The organism is Actinomyces radicidentis (assembly GCF_001553565.1).
Classification (GTDB): Bacteria; Actinomycetota; Actinomycetes; order Actinomycetales; family Actinomycetaceae; genus Actinomyces; species Actinomyces radicidentis.
The window spans coordinates 185,121-208,952 of record NZ_CP014228.1 but is presented as its reverse complement, the minus strand read 5'-3'; the positions used below and the strand labels follow the sequence as shown (position 1 = coordinate 208,952).

Annotated in this window: 17 protein-coding genes; 13 read left to right on the top strand and 4 right to left on the bottom strand. The window is 72.2% G+C overall.

Translation table 11 applies throughout. From position 1 onward, the window contains the following. Positions 1 to 234: 234 nt before the first annotated feature. The 9 genes from purH (at position 235) to AXF14_RS00870 (ending at position 11,610) form a co-directional block, all read left to right on the top strand. Positions 235 to 1,986, top strand: a complete 1,752-nt coding sequence (gene purH, locus AXF14_RS00910; protein WP_067939202.1) for a bifunctional phosphoribosylaminoimidazolecarboxamide formyltransferase/IMP cyclohydrolase — start codon at positions 235 to 237, stop codon at positions 1,984 to 1,986. A gap of 122 nt (positions 1,987 to 2,108) precedes the next feature. Further along, positions 2,109 to 2,537 carry a hypothetical protein gene (locus AXF14_RS00905; RefSeq protein ID WP_236755754.1) on the top strand — a complete coding sequence of 143 codons (429 nt, stop codon included), beginning with the start codon at positions 2,109 to 2,111 and terminating at the stop codon, positions 2,535 to 2,537. A 144-nt stretch (positions 2,538 to 2,681) separates the two neighbouring features. Then, positions 2,682 to 4,013 carry a dicarboxylate/amino acid:cation symporter gene (locus tag AXF14_RS00900; protein WP_067943848.1) on the top strand — a complete coding sequence of 444 codons (1,332 nt, stop codon included), beginning with the start codon at positions 2,682 to 2,684 and terminating at the stop codon, positions 4,011 to 4,013. A 180-nt stretch (positions 4,014 to 4,193) separates the two neighbouring features. Further along, on the top strand, positions 4,194 to 6,422 hold the full coding sequence (locus AXF14_RS00895) for an alpha-galactosidase (protein ID WP_211260110.1): 2,229 nt from the start codon (positions 4,194 to 4,196) through the stop codon (positions 6,420 to 6,422). A 219-nt stretch (positions 6,423 to 6,641) separates the two neighbouring features. Next, positions 6,642 to 7,628, top strand: a complete 987-nt coding sequence (locus tag AXF14_RS00890) for a malate dehydrogenase (RefSeq protein ID WP_067939199.1) — start codon at positions 6,642 to 6,644, stop codon at positions 7,626 to 7,628. Positions 7,629 to 7,901: 273 nt separating this feature from the next. Next, positions 7,902 to 9,236 carry an ABC transporter substrate-binding protein gene (locus tag AXF14_RS00885; RefSeq protein ID WP_067939196.1) on the top strand — a complete coding sequence of 445 codons (1,335 nt, stop codon included), beginning with the start codon at positions 7,902 to 7,904 and terminating at the stop codon, positions 9,234 to 9,236. Positions 9,237 to 9,358: 122 nt separating this feature from the next. Next, positions 9,359 to 10,291 (top strand): carbohydrate ABC transporter permease, encoded by a 933-nt coding sequence (locus AXF14_RS00880; protein WP_067939193.1) that lies wholly within the window; start codon positions 9,359 to 9,361, stop codon positions 10,289 to 10,291. Positions 10,292 to 10,349: 58 nt separating this feature from the next. Then, positions 10,350 to 11,204: a carbohydrate ABC transporter permease gene (locus tag AXF14_RS00875; protein ID WP_067943843.1), complete on the top strand. Its 855-nt coding sequence runs from the start codon at positions 10,350 to 10,352 to the stop codon at positions 11,202 to 11,204. 115 nt (positions 11,205 to 11,319) lie between these two features. Next, positions 11,320 to 11,610 carry a hypothetical protein gene (locus AXF14_RS00870; RefSeq protein ID WP_067939190.1) on the top strand — a complete coding sequence of 97 codons (291 nt, stop codon included), beginning with the start codon at positions 11,320 to 11,322 and terminating at the stop codon, positions 11,608 to 11,610. A 103-nt stretch (positions 11,611 to 11,713) separates the two neighbouring features. Here the strand turns inward: AXF14_RS00870 and AXF14_RS00865 are convergent, their stop codons facing one another. Continuing rightward, positions 11,714 to 12,232: a hypothetical protein gene (locus AXF14_RS00865; RefSeq protein WP_067939185.1), complete on the bottom strand. Its 519-nt coding sequence runs from the start codon at positions 12,230 to 12,232 to the stop codon at positions 11,714 to 11,716. 61 nt (positions 12,233 to 12,293) lie between these two features. Here AXF14_RS00865 and AXF14_RS00860 point away from each other — a divergent pair, with 61 nt between their 5' ends. Next, on the top strand, positions 12,294 to 12,659 hold the full coding sequence (locus tag AXF14_RS00860; RefSeq protein WP_067939181.1) for a GntR family transcriptional regulator: 366 nt from the start codon (positions 12,294 to 12,296) through the stop codon (positions 12,657 to 12,659). Positions 12,660 to 12,803: 144 nt separating this feature from the next. Here AXF14_RS00860 and AXF14_RS00855 read toward each other — a convergent pair whose 3' ends face one another. Continuing rightward, the gene (locus AXF14_RS00855; RefSeq protein ID WP_067939178.1) at positions 12,804 to 14,489 is read right to left on the bottom strand and encodes a hypothetical protein; all 1,686 of its coding nucleotides are present in this window, start codon (positions 14,487 to 14,489) and stop codon (positions 12,804 to 12,806) included. 282 nt (positions 14,490 to 14,771) lie between these two features. Here AXF14_RS00855 and AXF14_RS00850 point away from each other — a divergent pair, with 282 nt between their 5' ends. From AXF14_RS00850 to AXF14_RS00840, 3 genes are all read left to right on the top strand, one after another. Continuing rightward, positions 14,772 to 16,151 carry a hypothetical protein gene (locus AXF14_RS00850; RefSeq protein ID WP_150118375.1) on the top strand — a complete coding sequence of 460 codons (1,380 nt, stop codon included), beginning with the start codon at positions 14,772 to 14,774 and terminating at the stop codon, positions 16,149 to 16,151. After that, a complete protein-coding gene (locus AXF14_RS00845) occupies positions 16,151 to 17,167 on the top strand; it encodes a hypothetical protein (RefSeq protein WP_335338918.1) in 1,017 nt (338 codons plus the stop codon). Before AXF14_RS00850 ends, AXF14_RS00845 begins: the two co-directional genes overlap by 1 nt. Positions 17,168 to 17,292: 125 nt before the next feature. Further along, positions 17,293 to 18,237: a tetratricopeptide repeat protein gene (locus AXF14_RS00840; RefSeq protein ID WP_067939169.1), complete on the top strand. Its 945-nt coding sequence runs from the start codon at positions 17,293 to 17,295 to the stop codon at positions 18,235 to 18,237. Between the two features lie 146 nt (positions 18,238 to 18,383). Here AXF14_RS00840 and AXF14_RS00835 read toward each other — a convergent pair whose 3' ends face one another. Both AXF14_RS00835 and glgB read right to left on the bottom strand, forming a co-directional pair. Then, a complete protein-coding gene (locus AXF14_RS00835) occupies positions 18,384 to 20,747 on the bottom strand; it encodes a glycogen/starch/alpha-glucan phosphorylase (RefSeq protein ID WP_067939167.1) in 2,364 nt (787 codons plus the stop codon). 354 nt (positions 20,748 to 21,101) lie between these two features. Then, on the bottom strand, positions 21,102 to 23,312 hold the full coding sequence (glgB, locus tag AXF14_RS00830; RefSeq protein WP_067943842.1) for a 1,4-alpha-glucan branching protein GlgB: 2,211 nt from the start codon (positions 23,310 to 23,312) through the stop codon (positions 21,102 to 21,104). Between the last annotated feature and the right edge of the window lie 520 nt (positions 23,313 to 23,832).

The following is a 23,832-nucleotide window of genomic DNA, read 5'->3' as shown; positions in this document are numbered from 1 at the left end:
CCGATCCTCCGATCTCGGCTCAGGGAGGTGACCACGGGTGAGCCGGGGCACCCTCCGGACCGGCCCGCGCCCACGGCGCCGGCGGTACCCTGGTTCCGACCGCGACTGGCGAGGGTGGACCACCACCGGGGAGCGGTCGAGGCTGCACCGGGCCGGCCCGCACGAACGGGCCGCACGGGACGTCGCCCGCCTGGGCGTCCCGCCCTGACACCGGCACACCCAGGAGAGACCCGCATGAGCGAGAAGTCCGTCCCCACCGCCCACGTCCCCACCGAGGGTCTCGTCAACCCCGAGCAGGTGCCCGTGAAGCGGGCCCTCGTCTCCGTCTACGACAAGACCGGCCTCACCGACCTCGCCCGCGCCCTCGTCGACGCCGGCGTCGAGATCGTCTCCACCGGATCCACCGCCAGGACCATCGCCGACGCCGGCCTGCCCGTCACCGGCGTCGAGGACGTCACCGGCTTCCCCGAGTGCCTCGAGGGACGCGTCAAGACCCTCCACCCCCGCGTCCACGCCGGCATCCTCGCCGACCGCCGCAAGGCCGAGCACATGGCCCAGCTCGACGAGCTCGACGTCACCCCCATCGACCTCGTCGTCGTCAACCTCTACCCGTTCACGGACACGGTCGCCTCCGGCGCGCCCTTCGACGCCTGCGTCGAGCAGATCGACATCGGCGGCCCCTCGATGGTCCGCGCCGCCGCGAAGAACCACCCGGCCGTCGCCGTCGTCACCGACCCCGCCGAGTACGACGCCGTCGCCAAGGCCGTCGCCGAGGGCGGCTTCTCGCTGGCGCAGCGCCGCGAGCTCGCCGCCAAGGCCTTCGCCCACACCGCCGCCTACGACGCCGCCGTCGCCACCTGGTTCGCCCAGCAGATCGAGTCCGACCGAGCCTCCTCCGCCGAGGACGGCGCCGCCCCGGCCGCCCCGGCCCTGCCCGAGTACGTCGGCGCCGCCTACGAGCGCCTCGCCCCGCTGCGCTACGGCGAGAACCCCGCCCAGGCCGCCGCCGTCTACACGACGCCCGGCGTCACCGGGGGAGTGGCGAACGCCCGCCAGCTCCACGGCAAGGCCATGAGCTACAACAACTACACGGATACCGACGTCGCCGTCCGCGCCGCCTACGACCACGGCGACGCCGTCACCGTCGCCGTCGTCAAGCACGCGAACCCCTGCGGCATCGCCATCTCGGCCTCCGGGGACGTCGCCGAGGCCCACCGCAAGGCCCACGCCTGCGACCCCGTCTCCGCCTACGGCGGCGTCATCGCCACCAACTCCACGGTCACCGTGGAGATGGCCCGTCAGATCAAGCCGATCTTCACCGAGGTCGTCGCCGCCCCCGCCTTCGAGGACGAGGCCGCCCGGATCCTCTCCACGAAGAAGAACCTGCGCGTCCTCGTCATCGAGCCCCCGGCCCGCGACGGCCTCGAGATCAAGCAGGTCTCCGGCGGCGCCGTCATCCAGGAGCGCGACTCCTACCAGGCCGGCGACGACGACCCGGCCGCCTGGGAGCTCGTCTCCGGCGAGGCCGCGGACGAGTCCACCCTCGCCGACCTGCGCTTCGCCTGGGAGACCATCCGCGCCGTGCGCTCCAACGCCATCCTGCTCGCCAAGGACGGCGCGACCGTCGGCGTCGGCATGGGGCAGGTCAACCGCGTCGACTCCTGCAGGCTCGCCGTCGAGCGCGCCAACACCCTGGGCCTGCGCTCCACGGGCGACGCCGCGGCCGACAAGAAGGAGACCGGCGCCGTCGGCGGGGCCGACGCCTCCGAGATCCTCGACGCCCAGGCGCCCGAGCGCGCCCGCGGCGCCGTCGCGGCCTCCGACGCCTTCTTCCCCTTCGCCGACGGCCTCCAGGTCCTCATCGACGCCGGTGTCTCCGCCGTCGTCCAGCCCGGCGGGTCCATCCGCGACGAGGAGGTCATCGAGGCCGCCAAGGCGGCCGGCGTCACGATGTACCTCACGCGCAACCGCCACTTCGCGCACTGAGCGCGCGCTGAGCTCATCCACCCGACGCCGGCCCGTCTGCTGAGCGACTGAGCGCCGGTCGGCGCGCGCCCGTCCTGCGGCCCTCCCCGTGCTCCACGGGGAGGGCCGCTAGCATGTCCGCCGTGACCAGCGACGCGACCGGTTCCGCAGCGCCCGACGAGGCGGCGCGGACGGGCGCGCCCGAGATGGGGGACGACGCCGGGCTCGACGAGGAGGTCGAGGAGGTCCTCGAGGACCTGCCCGCCCCCGTCGTCGCCGAGGTGCGCGCCCTCGACAAGCCCGAGGAGCACAAGGAGCCCTACCGCACCATCGCCGTCGTCGCGGTGGCGGCGGGTCTGCTCCTCGTCCCCGCCCTGGCCCTGCTGGGTCACAACCGCCTCGCCGTCCTGTGGCTCGCCGCCGGTGTCGGCCTCCTGGCTCTCATCCGCCTGCGCCGGCCCGACGGGACCTGGACCGCCGCGCGGGGGAGGGCCTTCGACGTCGTCGCCGGCCTGCTCATCGCCGCCGGGCTCGTCGCGCTCTCGTACTACGCGGTGCTGCCGGCCGTCTGAGCCCGGCCGCGCCCTCGCGCGCCGCTCCCACCACGCCCACGCTGCGGGCAGATGAGTTCCGTATGACAAGACGTGTGCCATCCTGAACTCGCACGGGCGGTACCCGCCGCCCACCCCCAGCCGAAAGGCACCACCATGTCGAACGTGCGCCGGGTCCTCGCCAAGGGCGGGATCCTCACGTGGGTCATCGTCGCCATCGTCCTCGCCCTCCTCCTGGGCTCCATCCACGTCGGCGGCAGCCCCCTCATCCCGAAGTCCGTCGGACGCGTCTTCGCGACCTTCTCCGACCTCTTCAGCCAGTTCCTCACCTTCTCGATCCCGCTCATCATCATCGGACTCGTGACCCCGGCGATCGCCGACCTCGGCCGCGGCGCCGGCAAGTGGCTCGGGATCACCACCGCCATCGCCTACGGCTCCACGCTCTTCTCCGGCTTCCTCACCTTCGCCGTCTGCGCGGCGCTCTTCCCGAGCCTCCTGCGCTCCACGAGCCTCGACGGCGTCTCCGAGCCCGGCAGCGCGCTCACGACCTACTTCACGGTCGAGATGCCGGCGCCGCTCGAGGTCATGACCGCCCTGCTGCTCTCCTTCGTCATGGGCATCGGGCTCTCCCTCATCCCGCGCGGCGTCCTGCGCAAGGGCTTCATCGAGTTCCGCGCCATCATCACGAAGGTCATCGAGACGATCATCATCCCGCTGCTGCCGGTCCACATCTTCGGCATCTTCCTCAACCTCACCTACACCGGTGAGGCCGCGGCCGTCATGAAGACGCTGCTGCGCGGCGTCGTCGTCGTCCTCCTCCTCGAGGTCGTCATCCTCCTCACCCAGTACTGCGTCGCCGGCGCGGTCGGTCGGAAGAACCCCGTCACGTCGCTGCTCGGCATGGCCCCCGCGTACCTCACCGCCCTGGGCACCTCCTCCTCGGCCGCGACGATCCCGGTCACCCTGCGCCAGACGAAGAAGAACGGGGTCTCCGACGCCGTCGCCTCCTTCGTCATCCCGCTGTGCGCGACCATCCACCTGGCCGGCTCGACCTCGAAGATCTTCGCCTTCGCCTACGCGATCGTCCTCACCCAGGGCCTCCACGTGAGCGCGGTCCAGTGGGCCGGCTTCATCTTCATGCTCGGCATCACCATGGTCGCCGCGCCCGGCGTCCCCGGCGGCGCCATCATGGCCGCGACCGGCCTGCTGTCCAGCATGCTCGGCTTCAACGACGCGCAGGTCGCGCTCATGATCGCGACCTACATCGCGATGGACTCCTTCGGCACCGCCACCAACGTCACCGGCGACGGGGCCATCGCCATCGTCGTCGACCGCCTTGCCGGCGGCAACATCGGCGCCGACGGCGACCCCGAGAACACCAAGGAGCTCTCCTTCGACGGCATGGCCTACCTCGACAGGGTCAGCGTCGACGGGCTCGTCAGTCCCGAGGAGCTCGCCGCCTCCGCCGAGGCCGCCGGCCCGAACGCCGTGAGCTGACCCGGCGAGCACGCGCCGCCCCGACGGCACCGCCCGCCCCCGCCCGACCGCACGCCGGTCCGGAGGAGCCGGCGGCGCCGTCGTCGCGTCCGGGACCCGCCCGCCCCGTGGCCGGTAGCCTGGCTTCGGACGCGCACACCGGCGTGCGCGCACCGAGAGCCTGCGACGAAGGAGAGCCCCGTGACCGTGCCCCCGACCGTGACCGACGTGACCGCCGACGCGCCCGCGACCACCACCGTCCACCTGCGCGGCAAGGGCACCTCGCTCCTCCTCACCACCGGGCTGGCCGGGGCTCCGAGCGTCGTCTCCTGGGGCCCCGACCTCGGCGCCCTCGACGCTGCCGCGCTCAGCGACGTCGTCCTCGGCGCGCGGCGCACGCACCTGGGCAACGACCCCGACGTCATCCTCGAGCCCGGCCTCGTGCCGGGCGGCTGGACCGGCTGGAGCGGCCGCCCCGGCCTCGTCGGCCACCGCCCCGACGGTACCGCCTGGTCCCCGCGCCTCATCGCCCGATCGATCAGCCACACCGGCACCGACGGCTGCGAGCGGGAGGTCGCCCTCGGCGACGCCGTCGAGCTCGGTACCGGCACCCTCACCATCGAGACCGCCGACGACGAGGCCGGCCTCGCCCTGCGCCTCGAGATCGAGCTCACCGTCGGCGGCTCCCTCATCGCCCGTGGGACCCTCACCAACACCGGGGACACGGACTACGAGCTCGCGGAGCTCAGCCTCGCCCTCCCGCTCCCGCTCGAGGCCGACGAGCTGCTCGACTCCACGGGCCGGTGGGGGACCGAGCGCCAGCCGCAGCGCCGCCCCATCAGCTACGGCGCCGACGTGCGCGAGGGCCGCCACGGCCGCACCGGCTTCGACCACCCCACCCTCACCGTCGCCGGCGAGCACGGCTTCGGCTTCGGCCACGGCCAGGTCCGCGGCCTCCACGTCGCCGCCCCCGGCAACAACCGCACCTACGTCGAGCGCCTCCCCGAGGGCTACCAGGTCATGGGCGGCGGCGAGCTCCTCCTACCCGGCGAGGTCGTCCTCGCACCCGGCGAGAGCTACACGGGACCCTGGCTCCACCTCACCCACGGCGAGGGCCTCGACGAGGCCGCGGACCGCCTCCACCAGTGGGCCCGCTCCCTGCCCTCCACGCCCTCGACCGACCGGCCCGTCACCCTCAACGTCTGGGAGGCCGTCACCTTCGACCACCGCCTCCCCAAGCTCCTCGAGCTCGCCGACGAGGCCGCCCGACTCGGCATCGAGCGCTACGTCCTCGACGACGGCTGGTTCGGCTCGCGCCGCGACGACACCAAGGGCCTGGGCGACTGGGTCGTCTCCGACGAGGCCTGGCCCGACGGCCTCGGCCCCCTCACCGAGCACGTCACCGACCTCGGCATGCAGTTCGGCCTCTGGTTCGAGCCCGAGATGGTCAACCTCGACTCCGACGTCGCCCGCGCCCACCCCGAGTGGATCCTCACCGCGGGGGAGCGCCTCCCCGTGCCGTGGCGCCACCAGCACGTCCTCAACCTCACGATCCCCGGGGCCTGGGAGCACGTCCACTCGCAGATGGACGCCCTCCTCACCGAGTACCCCATCAGCTACATCAAGTGGGACCACAACCGCGACGTCTTCGACGGCGGCGACGCCACCCGCGGAGGCCGCGCCGTCGTCGGCGCCCAGACCCGCGCCGCCCTCGCCCTCATGGACCGCCTGCGCGCCGACCACCCCGGCCTCGAGATCGAGTCCTGCTCCTCCGGCGGCGGCCGCATCGACCTCGAGATGGTGCGCCACACCCAGCGCTTCTGGGCCTCCGACGTCATCGACCCCCACGAGCGGCACACGATCGTGCCGTGGACCGAGCAGGTCATCCCGCCCGAGCGCATCGGCACCCACGTCGCCTCCGGCCGCTCCCAGACGACCGGCCGCCAGCACGACCTGTCCTTCCGCGCCTCCACGGCCCTGTGGGGCCACATGGGCGTCGAGTGGGACCTCACCGCGGAGACCCAGGAGGACCGCGACGACCTCGGCCGCTGGATCGCCTTCTACAAGGAGCAGCGCGGTCTGCTCCTCACCGGCCGGATCATCCGCGACGAGGTCGGCGACGGCTGCGCCCGCCTCCACGGCGTCGCCGCCCGCGACGGCTCCGCCGCCCTCTACGAGCTCGCCGTCCTCGAGCGCGGTCCCCTCGCCCTCCAGGGCCGGGTCCGCCTGCGCGGCCTCGACCCCGAGGCCCGCTACCGGGTGCGCCCGCGGATCATCGGCTCCCCGCCGGCCGGTCTCATCGCCCCGCCGTGGTTCGGCGACGCCGGCGAGGGAGTCGTCCTGCCCGGAGCGGTCCTCGAGCGCGTGGGCCTCACGGCGCCCTTCATGGACCCCGACCAGGCGGTCCTCATCGAGGCCGTGCGCGTGTGACCCCGGCCGGCAGACGGATGACGGCGGTGCGCCCGCGCAGGACGTCCCGCGCGCGCTCACCGCGTCGACCGGGCGCCTGTGACCTGGATGACGCGGACGGTGAACATCTTTGCCACGATCATCCCAGGTGTTGCACGCCACGTCGCCGTAGGCTCTGCCCATGGGGTCGCCTCGTGCGCGGCCCGCGTGACAACGCTGACACGTCTGAAGGAGTCATCCATGACCAACGCCCCCGTCAACATCACCATCACCGGTGCGGCAGGCAACATCGGGTACGCGCTGCTCTTCCGCATCGCCTCCGGCGCGCTCCTCGGGCCGGACCAGCGCGTCAACCTCCGCCTCCTCGAGATCCCCCAGGCCGTCGGCAAGGCCGAGGGCACCGCCATGGAGCTCTTCGACTCCGCCTTCGACACCCTGGGCTCCATCGACATCTTCGACGACCCGAAGCAGGCCTTCGAGGGCGCCAACATCGCCTTCCTCGTCGGCTCGATGCCGCGCAAGGCCGGCATGGAGCGCTCGGACCTCCTGTCCGCCAACGGCGGCATCTTCGGCCCCCAGGGCGAGGCCCTCAACGCCGGCGCCGCCGACGACATCAAGGTCCTCGTCGTCGGCAACCCCGCCAACACGAACGCCCTCATCGCCGCCTCGCACGCCCCGGACATCCCGACCTCCCGCTTCAACGCGATGGTCCGCCTCGACCACAACCGCGCCCTCGCGCAGCTCGCGCAGAAGACCGGCAGCCACGTCTCCGACATCGACAAGGTCACCATCTGGGGCAACCACTCCTCGACCCAGTACCCCGACCTCACCCACGCCACCGTCAAGGGCGAGCCCGTCACCGAGCTCCTCAAGGACCGCGAGTGGGTCGAGAAGGACTTCATCCCCACGGTCGCCAAGCGCGGCGCCGCCATCATCGACGCCCGCGGCGCCTCCTCGGCCGCCTCCGCCGCCTCCGCCGCCATCGACCACGTCCACGACTGGGTCCTCGGCTCCAAGGGCTCCTGGACCTCCGCCGGCATCCCGACGGACGGCTCCTACGGCATCCCCGAGGGCGTCATCGCCGGTCTCCCGGCCGTCTCCGAGGGCGGCGAGTGGAAGGTCGTCGAGGGCCTCGAGATCGACGAGTTCTCCCGCGCCCGCATCGACGCCTCCATCGCCGAGCTCGTCGATGAGAAGAACACCGTCGCCGGCATGGGCCTCATCTGAGGTCACTGAGCCCCGTCCGGGCAGTCCCGGGAACGACGCGCACCGCGGCCCCGTCCTCGCCCGAGGGCGGGGCCGCCGCGTGCCTCAGGGTCACAAGAGGATGCACATTCGCCTTGCTGCCACCCAGGTGCTTGATGGGTGACATGGGTCGCACTATCGTTCGTTGCCTGGAGGTCGGATGTCCAACGGAGGGCGGATCGGCCGCAGCCGTCGGCGAGGGAGCCGACGGGACGAAGAACACCCACGAACACCGTCGTTCTGAGGAGCACCCCTATGCGCAGCACACTCGTCATCACCCGCCGTGGCGTCCTGGCCGGCCTCGCCGCCACCGCCGTGGCCGCCACCCTCGCCTCCTGCGGCACCTCAGGATCCGAGGACGAGGGCTCCACCGGCTCCTCGGCCGCGGGCTCGGGCGACGCCAGCCAGGTGGATGTCGTCACCTGGTGGTCGGCCGGCTCTGAGAAGCTGGGCCTGGACGCCCTCGTCAAGGTCTTCAGCTCCCAGTTCCCCGACACCACCTTCGAGAACAAGGCCGTCTCGGGCGGCGCCGGCTCCCAGGCGAAGCAGAAGCTCGCCGCCGACCTCGCCGCCGGCAACCCGCCGGACACCTACCAGGCGCACGCGGGGGCCGAGATCCAGGCCGACATCGACGCGGGCTACCTCGTCGACGTCTCCGACCTCTACACCGAGTTCGGGCTCACCGACGCGTTCCCGAGCACCCTGCTCGACCGCCTCAAGGACTCCGAGGGCAAGACCTACTCCATCCCCTCCAACGTCCACCGCGCCAACGTCGTCTGGGCCTCCACGAAGGTCCTCAAGGCGGCGGGCCTCGACCCCACCAAGCCCGCGAGCGACATCGACGGGTGGATCGAGGACATGAAGACCATCAAGGACGCCGGTTACACGCCGATCACCATGGGCATGGCCTGGACCCAGCTCGAGCTCCTCGAGACCGTCCTCATCGCGGACCTCGGCACCGAGGGCTACAACGGCCTCTTCGACGGCACGACCGACTGGGGCGGCGCCGAGGTCAAGAAGGCCCTCGACCACTACTCCACCATCGTCTCCTTCACTGACTCCTCCCTCTACACCGAGGACTGGGAGCCCGCCATGAAGCCCGTCATGGACGGCAAGGCCGCCTACAACGTCATGGGCGACTGGGCCGTCGCCGGCCTCGACGAGGCGGGCCTCAAGGTCGACACCGACTACGTGTGGTTCCCGGTCCCCGGCACCGACGGCGTCTTCGACTTCCTCGCTGACGCCTTCACCCTCCCCGACGGGGCCACCCACCCCGGTGGTGCGAAGAACTGGCTCCAGTGCATCTCGTCCAAGGAGGGGCAGATCGCCTTCAACACGGTCAAGGGTTCGATCCCGTCGCGCTCCGACCTCACCGACGACGAGAAGGCCGAGTTCTCCGAATACCAGAAGGCGGCGATGGACTCCTTCGGAAAGGACACGATCGTGTCCTCCATCGCGCACGGAGCCGCGCTGCCGGCCAAGGCCTCCAACGCGATGAACGACGCCCTGACCAAGTTCGCGCAGGGGGCCTCCGACGTCGCCTCCCTCCAGACGGAGCTCAAGGCCGCCTACGACTCAGTCGCGGGCTGAGCCCGGCACCACGTGCGGCCGAGGGCCGTCGACCGGTCGTCCGGGCGGGCTCGCTGAGCCCGCCCGGACGACGCGGGGCGCGCATGGACGCGCGTCGCCGCCAGACCTCAGGAAGGACCACCGTGAGCACGAAGGCTCTCCGGCAGAGGCGCCGCCGCAAGGGCGCCTGGAAGCAGTGGGGCCCGGGCCTGCTGCTCATCTCTCCGTCGCTCGTCCTCGTCGCCGTCTTCGTCTACGGAATGATCGGGATCAACGTCAACACCTCGCTGCTCAACATGCACACCGCCGGGCAGGTCTCCGGGCGCAAGGGCTCCCAGGTCGTCGGCCTCGAGAACTTCATCAACCTCTTCCGTGACGACGACTTCCAGCACTCCTTCATCAACCTCATCCTCTTCACCGTCGCCTTCCTCGCGGGCACGCTCATCCTGGGCTTCCTGTGGGCGTGGCTCCTGGACCGTCCGATCAAGGGGGAGGGGATCTTCCGCTCGATCTTCCTGTTCCCGATGGCCGTCTCATTCGTCGCCTCCGGCGTCGTGTGGCGGTGGCTGCTCAACTCCGCCCAGGGCGTCGAGGCCTCGGGCCTCAACCGCCTGTTCGAGATGCTCCACCTGGACTTCCTCGAGAGCTCGTGGACGCAGTCGACCACCTGGGGCATCCTCGCCATCGCGCTTCCCGCGGTCTGGCAGCTGGCCGGCTACGTCATGGCCCTCTTCCTCGCGGGATTCCGCGGGATCAGCGAGGACCTGCGCGAGGCCGCGCGCGTCGACGGCGCCTCCGAGTGGCAGCTCTACCGGTCGATCATCTTCCCGCAGCTCACCCCGATCGCACTGAGCGCCGTCATCATCATCGGCCACATGTCCCTGAAGTCCTTCGACCTCATCATGTCAATCACCGACCAGCGCACCTACTCGACGAAGGTGCCCGCCATCGACATGTTCAACTTCATGACGGACAACGACTACTCCAACGCCGCGGCAGTCGGCACGGTCCTGCTCGTCATCGTGGCGATCGCCGTCATCCCCTACCTGGTGCACGACGCCCGAGGGAGGAAGTGACATGACCGTCAACGCCTCACCGCAGGCCGCGGCCCCGTCGACCGGCGCGGCCGCCGTCATGGGACAGCGCCGCGGGCGCGTCCACCGGAAGGGCTCGCGCGCCTCGACCGCGGTGCGCTACGCGCTCCTGCTGCTGTCGGTCGTCTTCGTCCTCATCCCCGTCTACGTCGTCGTCGTCACCTCCTTCAAGGACGGTGCCGAGGCCTCTCCGACGACCACCTGGCTCCTGCCCGAGCACTGGGACACCGGCAACTGGGCGAGCGCGTGGAACCAGCTCAGGGGCGGCCTGGTCCGCTCGCTCCTGCTCGTCGTCCCGTCGGCGATCATCTCCGCGATGCTCGGCAGCGCGAACGGCTTCGTGCTGTCCAAGTGGCGCTTCCCCGGCGCCAACGTCGTCTTCACCCTCATCCTGTTCGGCATGTTCATCCCGTACCAGGCGGTGATGATCCCGCTCATGCGCCTGGTCACGAGCGTCGACCTCGGCTTCGGGATCCACACGCTCATCCTCATGCACGTCGTCTACGGCATCCCGATCACGACCCTCATCTTCCGCAACTACTACGAGTCGATCCCGGACGAGCTCATCGAGGCCAGCCGGGTCGACGGCGCCGGCATGCTCCGCACCTACTTCTCGGTGGTCCTGCCGATCTCGGTGCCGAGCTTCGTCGTCGTCATCATCTGGCAGTTCACGAGCGCGTGGAACGACTTCCTCTTCGCGCTGTTCTTCGGCGGCGGGGCCCAGTCGGGACCGGTGACCCTGGCCCTGAACAACCTGGCGCACGGCTCGATCATGGCTGACTACGGCGCCTCGATGTCCGGCGCCCTCATCGCCAGCGTGCCGACGCTCATCGTCTACGTGCTGCTCGGCAAGTACTTCGTGGGCGGTCTCATGGCCGGCTCGGTCAAGGGCTGACGCAGCCCGCGCCCCCACGCGGCGGCCCCGTCCTCGCCCGAGGGCGGGGCCGCCGCCCGCTCGGGAGCGTCAGCGCCGTGACGGACCGGGTGGCGCCCGGCGATATGGTCGCCCCATGGCCAGGCGAAGCTCCAAGCGCCCCTACGGCGCGTCCCACGTCCCCCTCGACATGAGCCGCCTCGCCTCCATGCCCCGCACCCAGACGGGCCCGGGCGGCGCCGAGTTCACCGTCCGTCACCTACGCGGCGGCGACAAGACCTACACCTGCCCCGCCTGCCACCGTCAGATCCCGCCGGGCACGCCCCACGTCGTCGCCTGGTCCAACGAGTCCCTCTTCGGGGCGGACCGGGGTCTTGAGGAGCGCCGCCACTGGCACACCTCCTGCTGGGAGCGCCACCTCTGGTGAGGACCCGGCTCGTGCCCTGATCCCACCTGGGGCGCGCGGTCCACGTGCCACCGGGCCGCGGGCCTGCACGCACGGTGCGCCGACGTCGTCGGGCGAGGGCGCCTCAGGCCAGCGGCTCGGGAGAGCGCTCCTCCCAGCCCGGAAGCAGCCGGTCGAGCGCGAAGCGCAGCGGCACGATGTCCCCGTCGCGCCCGCCCTCGCCGATCGTCATGGGCACCGGCTCGGCCACCGGCGAGGCGCCCATGAGGCGCTCGCGCAGCCCGAGGGACTGGCGCAGCACGTAGAAGCGGCCCTCGTCGTCGAGCGCCACCGACTCGTCGGCGCGCAGGTACCAGCCGCGCAGGGAGGTGCGCGCCGTGCCGCCGGAGTAGCCGCGCACCCGCAGCGGTCGGGCCTCGAGCCCCTCCGAGCGCGCGACCCGGAGGAAGAGGGACACGATGCGCGCGGCACGGGCGTGCTCCGCGTCCTGGCGCTCCTGGAGCAGTCGCGCCCGCTCGACGGCGGCCTCGCGCCGCTGCGCCGCCCAGTCGACCTCCACCCCCGACGGGGCCGTCCCCGAGGCGTGCGCGGAGGGCTGCGAGGGCGTGCCGGACGGGACCGGCGAGGATGACTCGGACGACATTCCTGCAGCATAGAGGTTGTTTCAAGATGCCCCGAACGGAGATGTATCGCAGACTGGTCTCATGACCAGTCCGACCTCCAGCACGACGATCACGCTCGACCCCGCCTCGACGGAGCCGGTCTTCGCCCAGATCGTCTCCGCCGTGCGCGACGCCGTGGGTGACGGCCGCCTTGACGCCGGCTCACGGCTGCCCACGACGCGGGCGCTGGCCTCGGAGCTCTCGGTCGCCGTCAACACCGTCGCGAAGGCCTACCGCGAGCTCGAGATCGAGGGCATCGTCGAGGGGCGCGGCCGGCAGGGCACCTTCGTCGTCGACCAGTCCGGCACCGCGGGGGAGCGCGAGGCCCTCCGCTTCGTCACCGCGATGCGCTCCCTCGGCGTCACGCAGGAGCAGGCGCTCGCCCTCGTGCGCCGCGCCTGGTCCTGAGACTCGCGCTCGCGCGGTCGCCGAACGGCCCCACCGCGCCGTGTCCCTCAGCACGACGACGGGGCGGGACCGCTCACCAGCGTTCCCGCCCCGTTCTCGTGCCCAGGGACCCCGACGCGATGCCGAGGGCGCCGGGAGAGCGGCTCACTCGGCGCTCGCGGTGTCCTCCTCGGAGCCCGAGTCCGCCAGCGCCGCCTCGGCGCGCTCGACCTCGGCGCGGGCGTCCGCGTCGTCGGACCCGGGGGCCGTGGTGATGGCTTCGGAGAGGACCGTCTCGAGGGAGCCGGAGGAGGCGAGAACGCCCCGCATCTCCTCGAGGTAGGAGGCCAGGGCGTCGCGCTGACGAGCGAGCTCGGCGACCTCGTGGTCCGCGGCTGTCGTGCGGGCCTGGGCGTCGTCGCGGGCGTCCTCGACGATCCGCACGGCGTCCTCGCGGGCCTGCCGGAGGATCTCCTCGGCCTGACGGGACGCCTCCTGCGTCCGGGCTCGCGCGGCCTCGTCGGTCTGGGTGCGGACCGTCTCGGCGCGGTCGATGGCGGCCTGCAGGCGCTCCTCGGCGTCGGCTGCCTGGAGCTGGGCCGTCTCGTTCATCTCCTGGATCCGCATGACGGCGCTCTCGTGGGCGTCCGCGTCCTCCTGCGCGGCGGCGGCGTGCGCGGCCGCGACGTCGAGCTCGAGCTGGTGCCGGGTCGTGGCGGCCTCGGCGGTGGCGGCGTCGGCGTCCTCGTGCGCGGTGCGGCGCAGCTCCTCGGCCTCGAGGCGGGCGGAGGTGACGAGGCGGTCGGCCTCCTCGCGGGCCTCCGCCAGCGTGCGGGCGGCCTGCTCCTCGGCGCGGGAGACGAGGGCCTCGGCGCGCTCGGTGGAGGTGCGGCGCAGCTCGTCGGCCTCCTGCGTCGAGGACAGGCGCAGCGCCTCGGCGGCGGCCGTCGACGTCGCGCGCAGCTCCTCCGCCTCCGCGGTCGAGGCGGCACGCAGCTCCTCGGCGACGCGGGTCGAGGACAGGCGCAGGGCCTCCGCCTCCTCCGTGGAGGTGCGGTGCAGGTCCTCCGCGGCCTGGACGGACTGACGACGGCGCTCGGCTGCCTCGCTGCGGGCGGCCTCGAGGGTCGTGTGGGCCTTCTCGTTGGCGTCCGCGAGCTGGGCCTGGGAGGCCTCCTCGGTCTGACGGCGCAGCGCGTCGGTCTCCGCCGTGACCTGCTGGCGCAGGGCCTCGGCCTCCTGCTCGGCTGCGACGCCGATCTCGGTGGCGGTGGTCTGGGCGCGGGTGATGGTGGTGCGGGCGTCGCGCTCGGCGGAGGAGCGCTGGGCGTTCGCCGCGGACTCGGCGTCCGAGCGGATGCGGGCGGCGTCGCGCTGCGCGGAGTCGATCATCTCCTGGGCGCGGGCCCGGGCGTTCTCGAGAGTCGTGGACGCCTCGCCCTCAGCGGTTCCCCGGAGCTCTGCGGCCTCGCGGCGGGCGTCCGCGAGGAGGGTCGCCGCCTCGGACTCCGAGCGGTTGGAGAGCTGGGAGGCGTTCGTCCGGGTGCGGGCCAGCAGGGAGTCCGCCTCCGAGTTCGCCTTGGCGAGCACCGAGGCGCTCTGCTCCTCCGCGCTGCGCAGGAGCTGCTCGATGCGGGAGCCGAGCCCGGCGTAGGTGGGCTTGTCCGTCTCGCTCAGCTTCTGCTGGGCGTCGGCGAGCTCGCCCGCCAGCGTCATGGCGCGCTGGTCGAGGCTGGCGACCTCGCGGCGCGCGTCGGCGAGCTGCCGACCGAGCGCCTCCAGACGCTGGTCGACCTGAGCGCGGTCGTAGCCGCGCATGGTGATCGCGAAGTCCTCGGTGCCCTCTGCCACGTCTGTCCTCTCGTCCTGGCGCGTCACGGCGCGCTGACCGGCTCCAAGAGTATCGGCGCGGAGCCGCCCGGAGGCGTCTCCTCCCCTGGCGTGGCGGGCACCCGGAGGCGTTCCGCCGGTGGCGCACGTCTCTGTGATCTTGGACCGGGACCGGTGCGCCCCGCCGGAGGGCGTGCGACCCTGGTTGCTCAGCCCCGGCTCGGCGCAGCGGACGCTGCGGCCCGCACCACGGTGCGGCACCCGAGGGGCGGACCCGTCCGCGACACCAAGGAGACCAACGTCGTGAACCGACGTATCTTGAGCGCGATCACCGCCCTCGTCGGCCTGATCGTCATCGCCCTGGCCGTGTGCTCGGCCACCGTGTGGCGACCGAGCTCGACCGCTGAGGCCGCCCTCGCCACGACTCCGGACCAGCACTACGTGGTGACCGAGCCCGGCGTGCTCGGCCTCGTCGACTCCGACGTCACCATCAAGGCGACCGGCTCCCAGAAAGAGGACGTGACCCTCTACGTGGCGCGCTCCTCCGACGTCCAGGCGTGGCTGGAGGACGACCCCTACGTCTCCGTCACCGGGCTCAGCTCGTGGACGCAGCTCGACTCGACGGACGTCACCAAGCGCTGCGAGGAGGCATCCTCGACCGCCTCCGCGAGCGGCAGCGCCTCCGCGACGCCGTCCGCGACCGCCTCCGCGAAGGCCTCCGCCTCCGCCAGCGCGACCGCCACGACGGCCGCCGAGGGCTGCACCGCCCTCAAGGCCACCGACGCCGACCCGGCCGACTCCGCCGACCTCTGGCTCGCCACGAAGACCGGGAAGGGCTCCGTCAGCCTCGAGCTCGACGCCACCGACCCCGACCTCGTCGTGCTCGCCGCCACCGACGGCTCCTCCGACGCCCCGCGGCTGAGCCTGACCTGGCCCCGCAACGTCTCCACCCCGTGGCTCCTCCCAGGCCTCGTCGTCGGCGGCCTCCTGCTGCTCGTCGGCGTCTTCATGCTCCTCATGGACCTCCAGGCCCGTCGTGAGGACGAGCAGCGCCGCGCGGCCGCCGCCGAGCGCGCCGCCCGCCTCTCGAGCGCGGACGCCACCTCGACCGCGGGCATCCCCGCCGTCGGCGACCCCGACCGCCCGCTGTCCCGCCGCGAGAAGCGGGACAAGGAGCGCGCCGAGAAGGCCGGGGAGGAGTGGATCGACCCGCGCACCGGCCGCGTCTACCTCGCCGGCGTCGAGGCCCCGGACGTCCCGACGGCCCCCGCCTCCGAGCAGGTCGAGGCCCTCTCCGACGAGGCCGCCGAGGCCTCCGTCGGCGCCGCTCAAGGTGCCGCCGTCGTGCCCGGCCTAGACGAGGCGACCGTCGCGGCCCACCGCGCCGCCCGCGAGCTCGAGGACGACGAGCCCTTCGCCATCGCCTCCGACGACGAGCCCGCCGACGCCGACGCGCCGGCCGGGTCCGCCGCCGCCCCCGAGCCGGCCGAGCGGACGGCCTCCGCGGAGACCACCGTCATTGACCCCGTCGAGGCCCCCGTCCCCGGCGCCGAGAGCGAGGAGCCCGAGACGGCCGAGCACGCCGCAGACGACGACACCACCGAGACCGAGCCCGTCGAGGACGCGGGGACCGAGGCCGACGCCGAGGACTCCGAGACCCACGACGGGGAGGAGGACGCCTGATGACGACCCGCCGCACCTTCCTCGCCGGCGGCCTCGCCGCCGCCGTCGCCGCCACCCTGGCGGCCTGCGCCTCGGACGTCCCCAGCACGCCGGAGGAGACGGGCACGCCCGCCGCCCAGCCGGTCCTCGACTCCGACCGCCTCACCACCATCCTCGAGCGGGTCCAGAAGGGTCTTGACGCCGCCGACAAGGCGAAGGACGCCAAGAAGCTCGACGGCTACCTCACCGGGCCCGCCGAGCGCGTCCGCGGTGAGGAGTACACCCTCGCCACGAAGGCGAAGGACGACTCGCACGTCCACGCCTTCGACACGACGAGCCAGGCAGGCGCCGTCGGCCTCACGACCGGCTTCCCGCGCACCGCCCTCACCATCACCGAGGGCACCAAGGACGACTCCGTCCCCTACCTCCTGGCCCTCACCCAGGACTCGGCCCGCGACGACTTCGAGCTGTGGGGCTGGGCTCGCCTCTACGCCGGCGTCCAGGTCCCCGCCACCTCGAACGCCTCCGTCGGCTCCGCCCAGGTCGACGCCGACACGACCGGCTTCGTCAAGACCCCGGCCGAGGTCCTCGACGCCTACGTCGACGCCCTCAACAACCCGGACGGCTCCAACGGGAAGTCCTTCGCGGACGACCCGATCCGCCAGCGCGTCAAGGCCGAGCGGGCCGTCGACCTCGGCAGCATGGGGACCGTCACCGTGACCGCCGCCCCGGGCGGGGACGGCTTCAAGGGCCTCGTCACCACCGAGGACGGCGCCATCGTCATGACGACGCTGTCCTTCGCCACCGTGTACACGAACACCGTGGCGGGCTCGACCATCGAGCTCGGGACTCCCGTGTCCTACCTCATGGGCGGTGACACCTCCGTCAAGGGCACCGTCACCGCGCACTACGACGCCATGGTAGCCTTTTCGATCCCCGCCGAGGGGAGCACGGACAAACCCGCCGTCCTGGGCGGCGACCTCGTCCTGTCCGGCGTCGAGCGCGACGACTCCGTGGCGCCGGCGGCCGCCGGCTGAGCCCGGCCCCGGTCCCACCGCCCGGTACGGCGCGGCGCCCAGCGCGCCGCGCCGTACCGGTACCCTCGAGGTCCTGCACGGCCTCATCCCGCCACCATCGGGCACCGCCCGGAAAGGCAACCACCATGAGCATGTTCGGCGCCGTCGACCTGTCCACCCTCGCTCCGCGCACCAGCGCCCCGGGCGCAGCCGGAGCACCTCGCGCCGCGGCCCAGGGCGGGCCGGGGGAGGATTCGGGGCAGGGCGTGCCCGCGCCCCTCGTCGTCGACGTCGACGCCTCGACCCTGCGCGACGTCGCCCAGGTCTCCACGCAGGTCCCCGTCGTCATCGTCCTTCACACGCCCCGCTCGCAGGTGAGCGAGGACCTCGCCGGCCAGCTCGAGACCCTCGCCCGCGAGTACGCCGGCCGCTTCGAGCTCGGCCGGGTCGACGTCGACGCCGCCCCCGAGGTCGCCCAGGCGCTCCAGGCCACCGCCGTGCCGACCGTGGTCGCCCTCCTCGGCGGGCAGCCGGTGCCCATGTTCCAGGGCGCCATCCCCGACGACCAGCTCCGGTCCCTGCTCGACCAGCTGCTCGACGTCGCCGCGCAGAACGGCGTCAACGGACGCCTCGACCTCACCGACGGCGAGGACTCCGAGGAGCCCGCCGAGCCGGAGGAGACCGAGGTGGAGCGCGCCGCCCGCGAGGCCCTCGAGCGCGGTGACTACGCCGCCGCCGAGGAGGTCTACGACCACGCCATCGCCCAGAACCCGGCCGACGACGAGCTCAAGGTCGCCCGCGACCAGATCCGGATGATGCGGCGCATGGACGGCCAGGACCCGGCAGCCCTCATCGCCGCCGCCGACGCGGACCCGGCCGACGTCGACAAGGCCCTCGCGGCGGCCGACGCCTCCCTCGCCCTCGGCGACGTCGACGCCGCCCTGGGCCGCGCCCTCGAGGCCGTGCGCAGCCACGCCGGAGAGGAGCGCGAGACCGCCCGCAAGCGCCTTCTCGAGCTCTTCGACGTCATCGGCGCCGGCGCCCCCGAGGTCGCCCGCGCCCGCAGGCAGCTCGCGACGCTGCTCTTCTGAGCGGCAGTGGCCGGCTCCGTCGTGCGGGGTCGCCCGGTTCTGCGTGGTCGACCGTCGGATGACTGCTCGACCGCCTGATTCCTGGAAATCAGACGGTCGAGCGGTGCGTTGCCGGTCGACCAGGGGAGGGCGGGGTCGGTCCTGCGTCAGGCGACGGGCTCGGGCTGGAGGTTCCAGACCTTCGCGTAGTCGCTGATGGTGCGGTCCGAGGAGAAGCGGCCGGAGGCGGTGATGTTCGCCCAGGCCTTGCGCTGCCAGGCCCTCTGGTCGGCGTAGTCGGCGGCCATGCGGTCCTTGGTCTCGCGGTAGCTCTCGAAGTCGCCCAGGACGTAGTAGACGTCCGCCGGCTCGTAGGAAGCCTCGAGGAGGCTGCGGCGCAGGTCGGCGAACCAGCCGGAGCCGTTGTCGTCGAGCGTGCCGTCCGTGAGGGCGTCCAGGACGCGGCGCAGACCGGGGACGGTCTCGTAGGCGGCGCGGGGGTCGTAGGACTCGCGCAGGGCCGGCAGCTCGTCCTCGGTGGCGCCGAAGATGTAGGCGTTGTCGTCGCCGACGGCGTCGAGGATCTCGACGTTCGCGCCGTCGAGGGTGCCCAGCGTGAGGGCGCCGTTCATCATGAACTTCATGTTGGACGTGCCCGAGGCCTCCTTGCCGGCCATCGAGATCTGCTCGGAGACGTCGGCCGCCGGGATGATGTGCTCGGCGGGGGAGACGTTGTAGTTGTGGACGAAGACGACCTTGAGGGTCTTGGAGACGACCGGGTCGTTGTTGACGAGGTCCGCGATCGCGTTGATGAGCTTGATGACGGCCTTGGCCCGGATGTAGCCCGGGGCGGCCTTGGCGCCGAAGACGAAGACGCGGCTGGGGACCTCGAGGTTCGGGTCCTCCTTCATCCGGAAGTAGAGGTCCAGGATGTAGATGGCGTTGAGGAGCTGGCGCTTGTACTCGTGGAGGCGCTTGATCTGGACGTCGAAGATGGCGTCGGGGTCGATCTCGATGCCCTCGCGGTCCAGGATCCACGCGGCGAAGTCGACCTTGTTGGCGTGCTTGACCTCGGCGAGCTTGTCGAGGACCGCGTCGTCAGCGGCGTCGGCGTACCTCTCGAGGAGGGAGAGGTCCTTGACCCACGCGTCGGAGCCGGTGACCTCGTCGAGGAGGGCGGACAGGCGGGGGTTGCACTGGCGCAGCCAGCGGCGCGGGGTCACGCCGTTGGTCTTGTTGTTGAAGCGCTCGGGCCAGATGGCGTACCAGTCCTTGAGCGTGTCGCGCTTGAGGATGTCGGTGTGGAGGGCGGCGACGCCGTTGATGGAGTAGGAGGCGTAGCAGGCGATCCATGCCATGTGCACCTTGCCGTCGGAGACGGGGGCGATGTAGTCGATCGTGCCCTGCTCGACGCCGCGGGCGGCGAGGTCCTCGCGGAAGCGGCGGTCGATCTCCCAGACGATCTCCATGATGCGCGGGAAGAGGCGCTCGAAGATGGAGATGTCCCAGGTCTCGAGGGCCTCGGCGAGCACCGTGTGGTTCGTGTAGGCGAAGGTGCGGGTGACGACCTTCCAGGCGTCGTCCCAGCCCAGGCCGTGCTCGTCCATGAGGATGCGCATGAGCTCGGGGATGGCGAGCACCGGGTGGGTGTCGTTGAGCTGGATGGAGTTGAAGTCGTCGAAGGCGCGTAGGTCGCTGCCGTGCTCGGCGACGTAGTCGTCGACGATCTCCTGGAGGGAGGCCGAGCAGAAGAAGTACTGCTGGCGGACGCGCAGGACCTTGCCCTCGTAGGTGGTGTCGTTGGGGTAGAGGACGCGGGAGATGTCCGCGGTGCGCTCGCGCTCGACGATGGCGTCGGTGAAGCGCTGGGAGTTGAAGGCGTCGTAGTCGAACTCCTCCATGCTCTCGGCCTTCCACAGGCGCAGGGTGTTGACGTTCTTCGTGCCGTAGCCGGTGATCGGCATGTCGTAGGGCACGGCGCGCACGGTGAGGTCGTTGTAGCGGACGATGCGCTGGGCCTCCTCGCGGCGGATGACGAAGGGGTAGCCCTCCTCCATCCAGGAGTCCGGGTGCTCGGTCTGGAAGCCGTCGTTGAAGAGCTGCTTGAACAGGCCGTAGCGGTAGAGGATGCCGTAGCCCTGGACCGGGAGGTCGAGGGTGGCGCAGGAGTCGAGGAAGCAGGCGGCGAGACGGCCGAGGCCGCCGTTGCCGAGCGCGGCGTCGGGCTCCTGCTCGAGGACGTCGGAGAGCTTCTGGCCGAAGGCGCCCACGGCCTCCTCGGCCTCGGCGACCATGCCGAGGTTGGTGAGGTTGTTGAGGAGGGCGCGGCCCTCGAGGAACTCGGCGGAGAAGTAGTGCTCGCGCCGGCCGGCGCGGTACTTCTCGGTGGTCGCGTTCCAGTTGTCGGCGATGCGGTCGATGACGGCGGCGGACAGCCCCTGCCAGACCTCCATCGGGGTGGAGACCTCGGCCGGGCGGCCGGAGACGGCTCGCACCTGGGACGGGACCGTGGTGGCCAGCTTCTGCGTCATTCTTCTTCCCTTGTCATGGGTTCGGGGACTCACTCTGCAAGGTCTTGCAGCAACGTTCACAGCATACGACGCGGCGGAGGGGCGCGCTCAAGGCCGTCCGTCCCGTCATCGCGCGTACGACTCGACCCTATCGAAGACCGCTGTGCCCCGGCTGGAAGCCGCCTGTCATTCGGGCCACGCGCGAGACGCGCGGGCGAGCCGCAGCCACGTCGCTCGCGGGTGGCCGGCGCGGGCCGCGCAGGGCTCGGCCGGCACCCCGTGCGAGAGGACCGCGCGCACGCGACGGGGCGGGCACCGCCGAACGCGGTGCCCGCCCCTGGACCGCCGTGGTCTTGCCTCAGGGCGCGATCGGCGTCAGTCGCGGCTCGGCCGCAGGAAGACGGCGCCGAGCGGGGGAACGCGCAGCGTCACGGACGCCGGGCGGCCGTTCCACGGGAGCTCCTCGGCCTCGACGTGACCCTGGTTCGTCACGCCGGAGCCGCCGTACTCGGGGGCGTCGGTGTTGATGACCTCGTCCCAGCCGCCCGCGAAGGGCAGGCCGACCCGGTAGCCCTCGTGCGGGGTGCCGGCGAAGTTGACGATTGCGACGACGAGGTCGCCGTGGCCGTCGGGGCCGGTGCCCTTGCGCAGGTAGGACAGGACGTTGTGGTCTCCGTCGCCGGCCTCGATCCACTCGAAGCCGCGGTGCGAGAAGTCGTCCGCCCACAGCGCCGGGGAGTCCTTGTAGAAGGCGTTGAGGTCCGTGACGAGCTTGAGCAGGCCCTGGTGGCCCGGGTCGTCCAGGATCCACCAGTCCAGCGAGTTGTCGGCGTTCCACTCGGCGCCCTGGCCGAACTCCTGGCCCATGAAGAGCAGCTGCTTGCCCGGGTGCGACCACTGGTAGGCGTACAGGGCGCGCAGGTTCGCCAGCTCCTGCCAGGCGTCGCCCGGCATCTTGGAGAGCAGGGAGCCCTTGCCGTGCACGACCTCGTCGTGGCTGAGCGGCAGGACGAACTGCTCGGAGAAGGCGTACACGAGGGAGAAGGTCAGTTCGCCGTGGTGGTAGCGGCGGTTGATGGGCTCCTCCGCCATGTAGCGCAGGGTGTCGTTCATCCACCCCATGTTCCACTTGAGGCCGAAGCCTAGGCCGCCGTACTCGGTCGGGGCGGTGACGCCCGGCCAGGCGGTGGACTCCTCGGCGATCATCATGGTGCCGGGGTTCTTGCGGTACGCGGTGGCCGTGGCCTCCTGGAGGAAGCTGATGGCCTCGAGGTTCTCGCGGCCGCCGAACTGGTTCGGGTGCCACTGGCCCTCGTCGCGCGAGTAGTCCAGGTAGAGCATCGAGGCGACGGCGTCGACGCGCAGGCCGTCGGCGTGGAACTCTCCCAGCCAGTACAGCGCGTTGGCGACGAGGAAGTTGCGGACCTCGTTGCGCCCGAAGTTGAAGATGTACGTGCCCCAGTCGGGGTGCTCGCCGCGCTGCGGGTCCGGGTCCTCGTACAGCGGGGTGCCGTCGAAGCGGCCGAGAGCCCAGTCGTCCTTGGGGAAGTGGGCCGGGACCCAGTCCAGTATGACGCCGATGCCGGCCTGGTGGAGGCGGTCGACGAGGTAGCGGAAGTCGTCCGGGGTGCCGAAGCGCGAGGTCGGGGCGTAGTAGCCGGAGACCTGGTAGCCCCAGGAGCCGCCGAAGGGGTGCTCCGCGACCGGGAGGAACTCGACGTGCGTGAAGCCGGCCTCCTGGACGTAGGGGACGAGCTCGTCGGCCAGGCCGCGGTAGCCCAGCCCCTGGCGCCACGAGCCCAGGTGGACCTCGTAGACGGAGACCGGGCCGTTGTGCGGGTCGCGCTCGGTGCGGGCGCGCATCCACTCGTCGTCGCCCCAGGCGTACTCGGAGTCGGTGACGACGCTGGCGGTGGCCGGCGGGACCTCGTTGGCGCGGGCCAGCGGGTCGGCCTTCTGGTGCCAGGAGCCGTCGTTGTAGCAGATCTCGTACTTGTAGCGGGCGCCGGCGGCGACGCCCGGGATGAAGAGCTCCCAGACGCCGGAGGAGCCCAGCGAGCGCATCGGGGTGGCGGTGCCGTCCCAGTAGTTGAAGTCGCCGACGACGCGCACGGCGCGGGCGTTCGGGGCCCACACGGCGAAGGCGGTGCCCTCGACCTCGCCCATGTCGCCCGAGTAGCGCTTGACGTGCGAGCCGAGCACCTCCCACAGCTCCTCGTGGCGGCCCTCGGCGATGAGGTAGGTGTCCATCTCGCCGAGCGTCGGCAGGAAGCGGTACGGGTCGTCGACGGTGGTCGTCTCGTCGCCGTAGGTGACCTGGACGCGGTAGTCGGGGACGGTGTCGCCCGGCAGGACGGCGACCCAGATGCCGTCCTGCTCGTGCTCGGCGGGGAAGGTCCCGGCCGGGGTCACGACGGCGACGGCGTCGGCGAGGTGGCGCACGGTGCGGACGGTGACGCCGCCCTCGCCCACGTGGGCGCCGAGCACCTCGTGCGGGTTGTAGTAGCGCCCGTAGGCGATGTCCGCGAGGACCCAGGGGTCGACGTGGACAGCGGAGGGGGTCGGGGAGGGGGTGACGTCGGTCATGCTGGCAACTCTCCCATGCTCGGGGTCGGCCTGGCGGCCGTTTGCGGGCGCGTCATGCGCGGGCGCGTCGTCGGTGGCGGTCCGCGGCCCGGCCGCGGGGGCGGAGGCGAGGATCGCGGTCAGCCCGCCCACGGGGATGCCGATCCAGTCGGGGCGGTTGCGGGCCTCGTAGACGGCCTCGTACAGGGCCTTGTCGAGCTCGAGGGCGGCGAGCTCGACGGCGGCGACGCGCGCGTCCTCCTCGCCGTCGACGGGGACGGTGGCGCGGTAGCCGCGCATGAAGGCGTCGCGGACGGCCGGGAGCCAGCCCGCGTCGGCGACGCCGCCGACGGCGGCCGCGTAGTCGAAGGAGCGCAGCATGCCCGCGACGTCGCGCAGGGGCTGATCGGGCTCGGAGCGCTCGGCGAGCGGGCGCAGCGGCTCGCCCTCGAAGTCGAGGACGTACCAGCGGCCCTCGCCGCCGACCTCGTGGAGCGTCTGGCCCAGGTGGTAGTCGCCGTGGACGCGGGTCGCCGTCTCG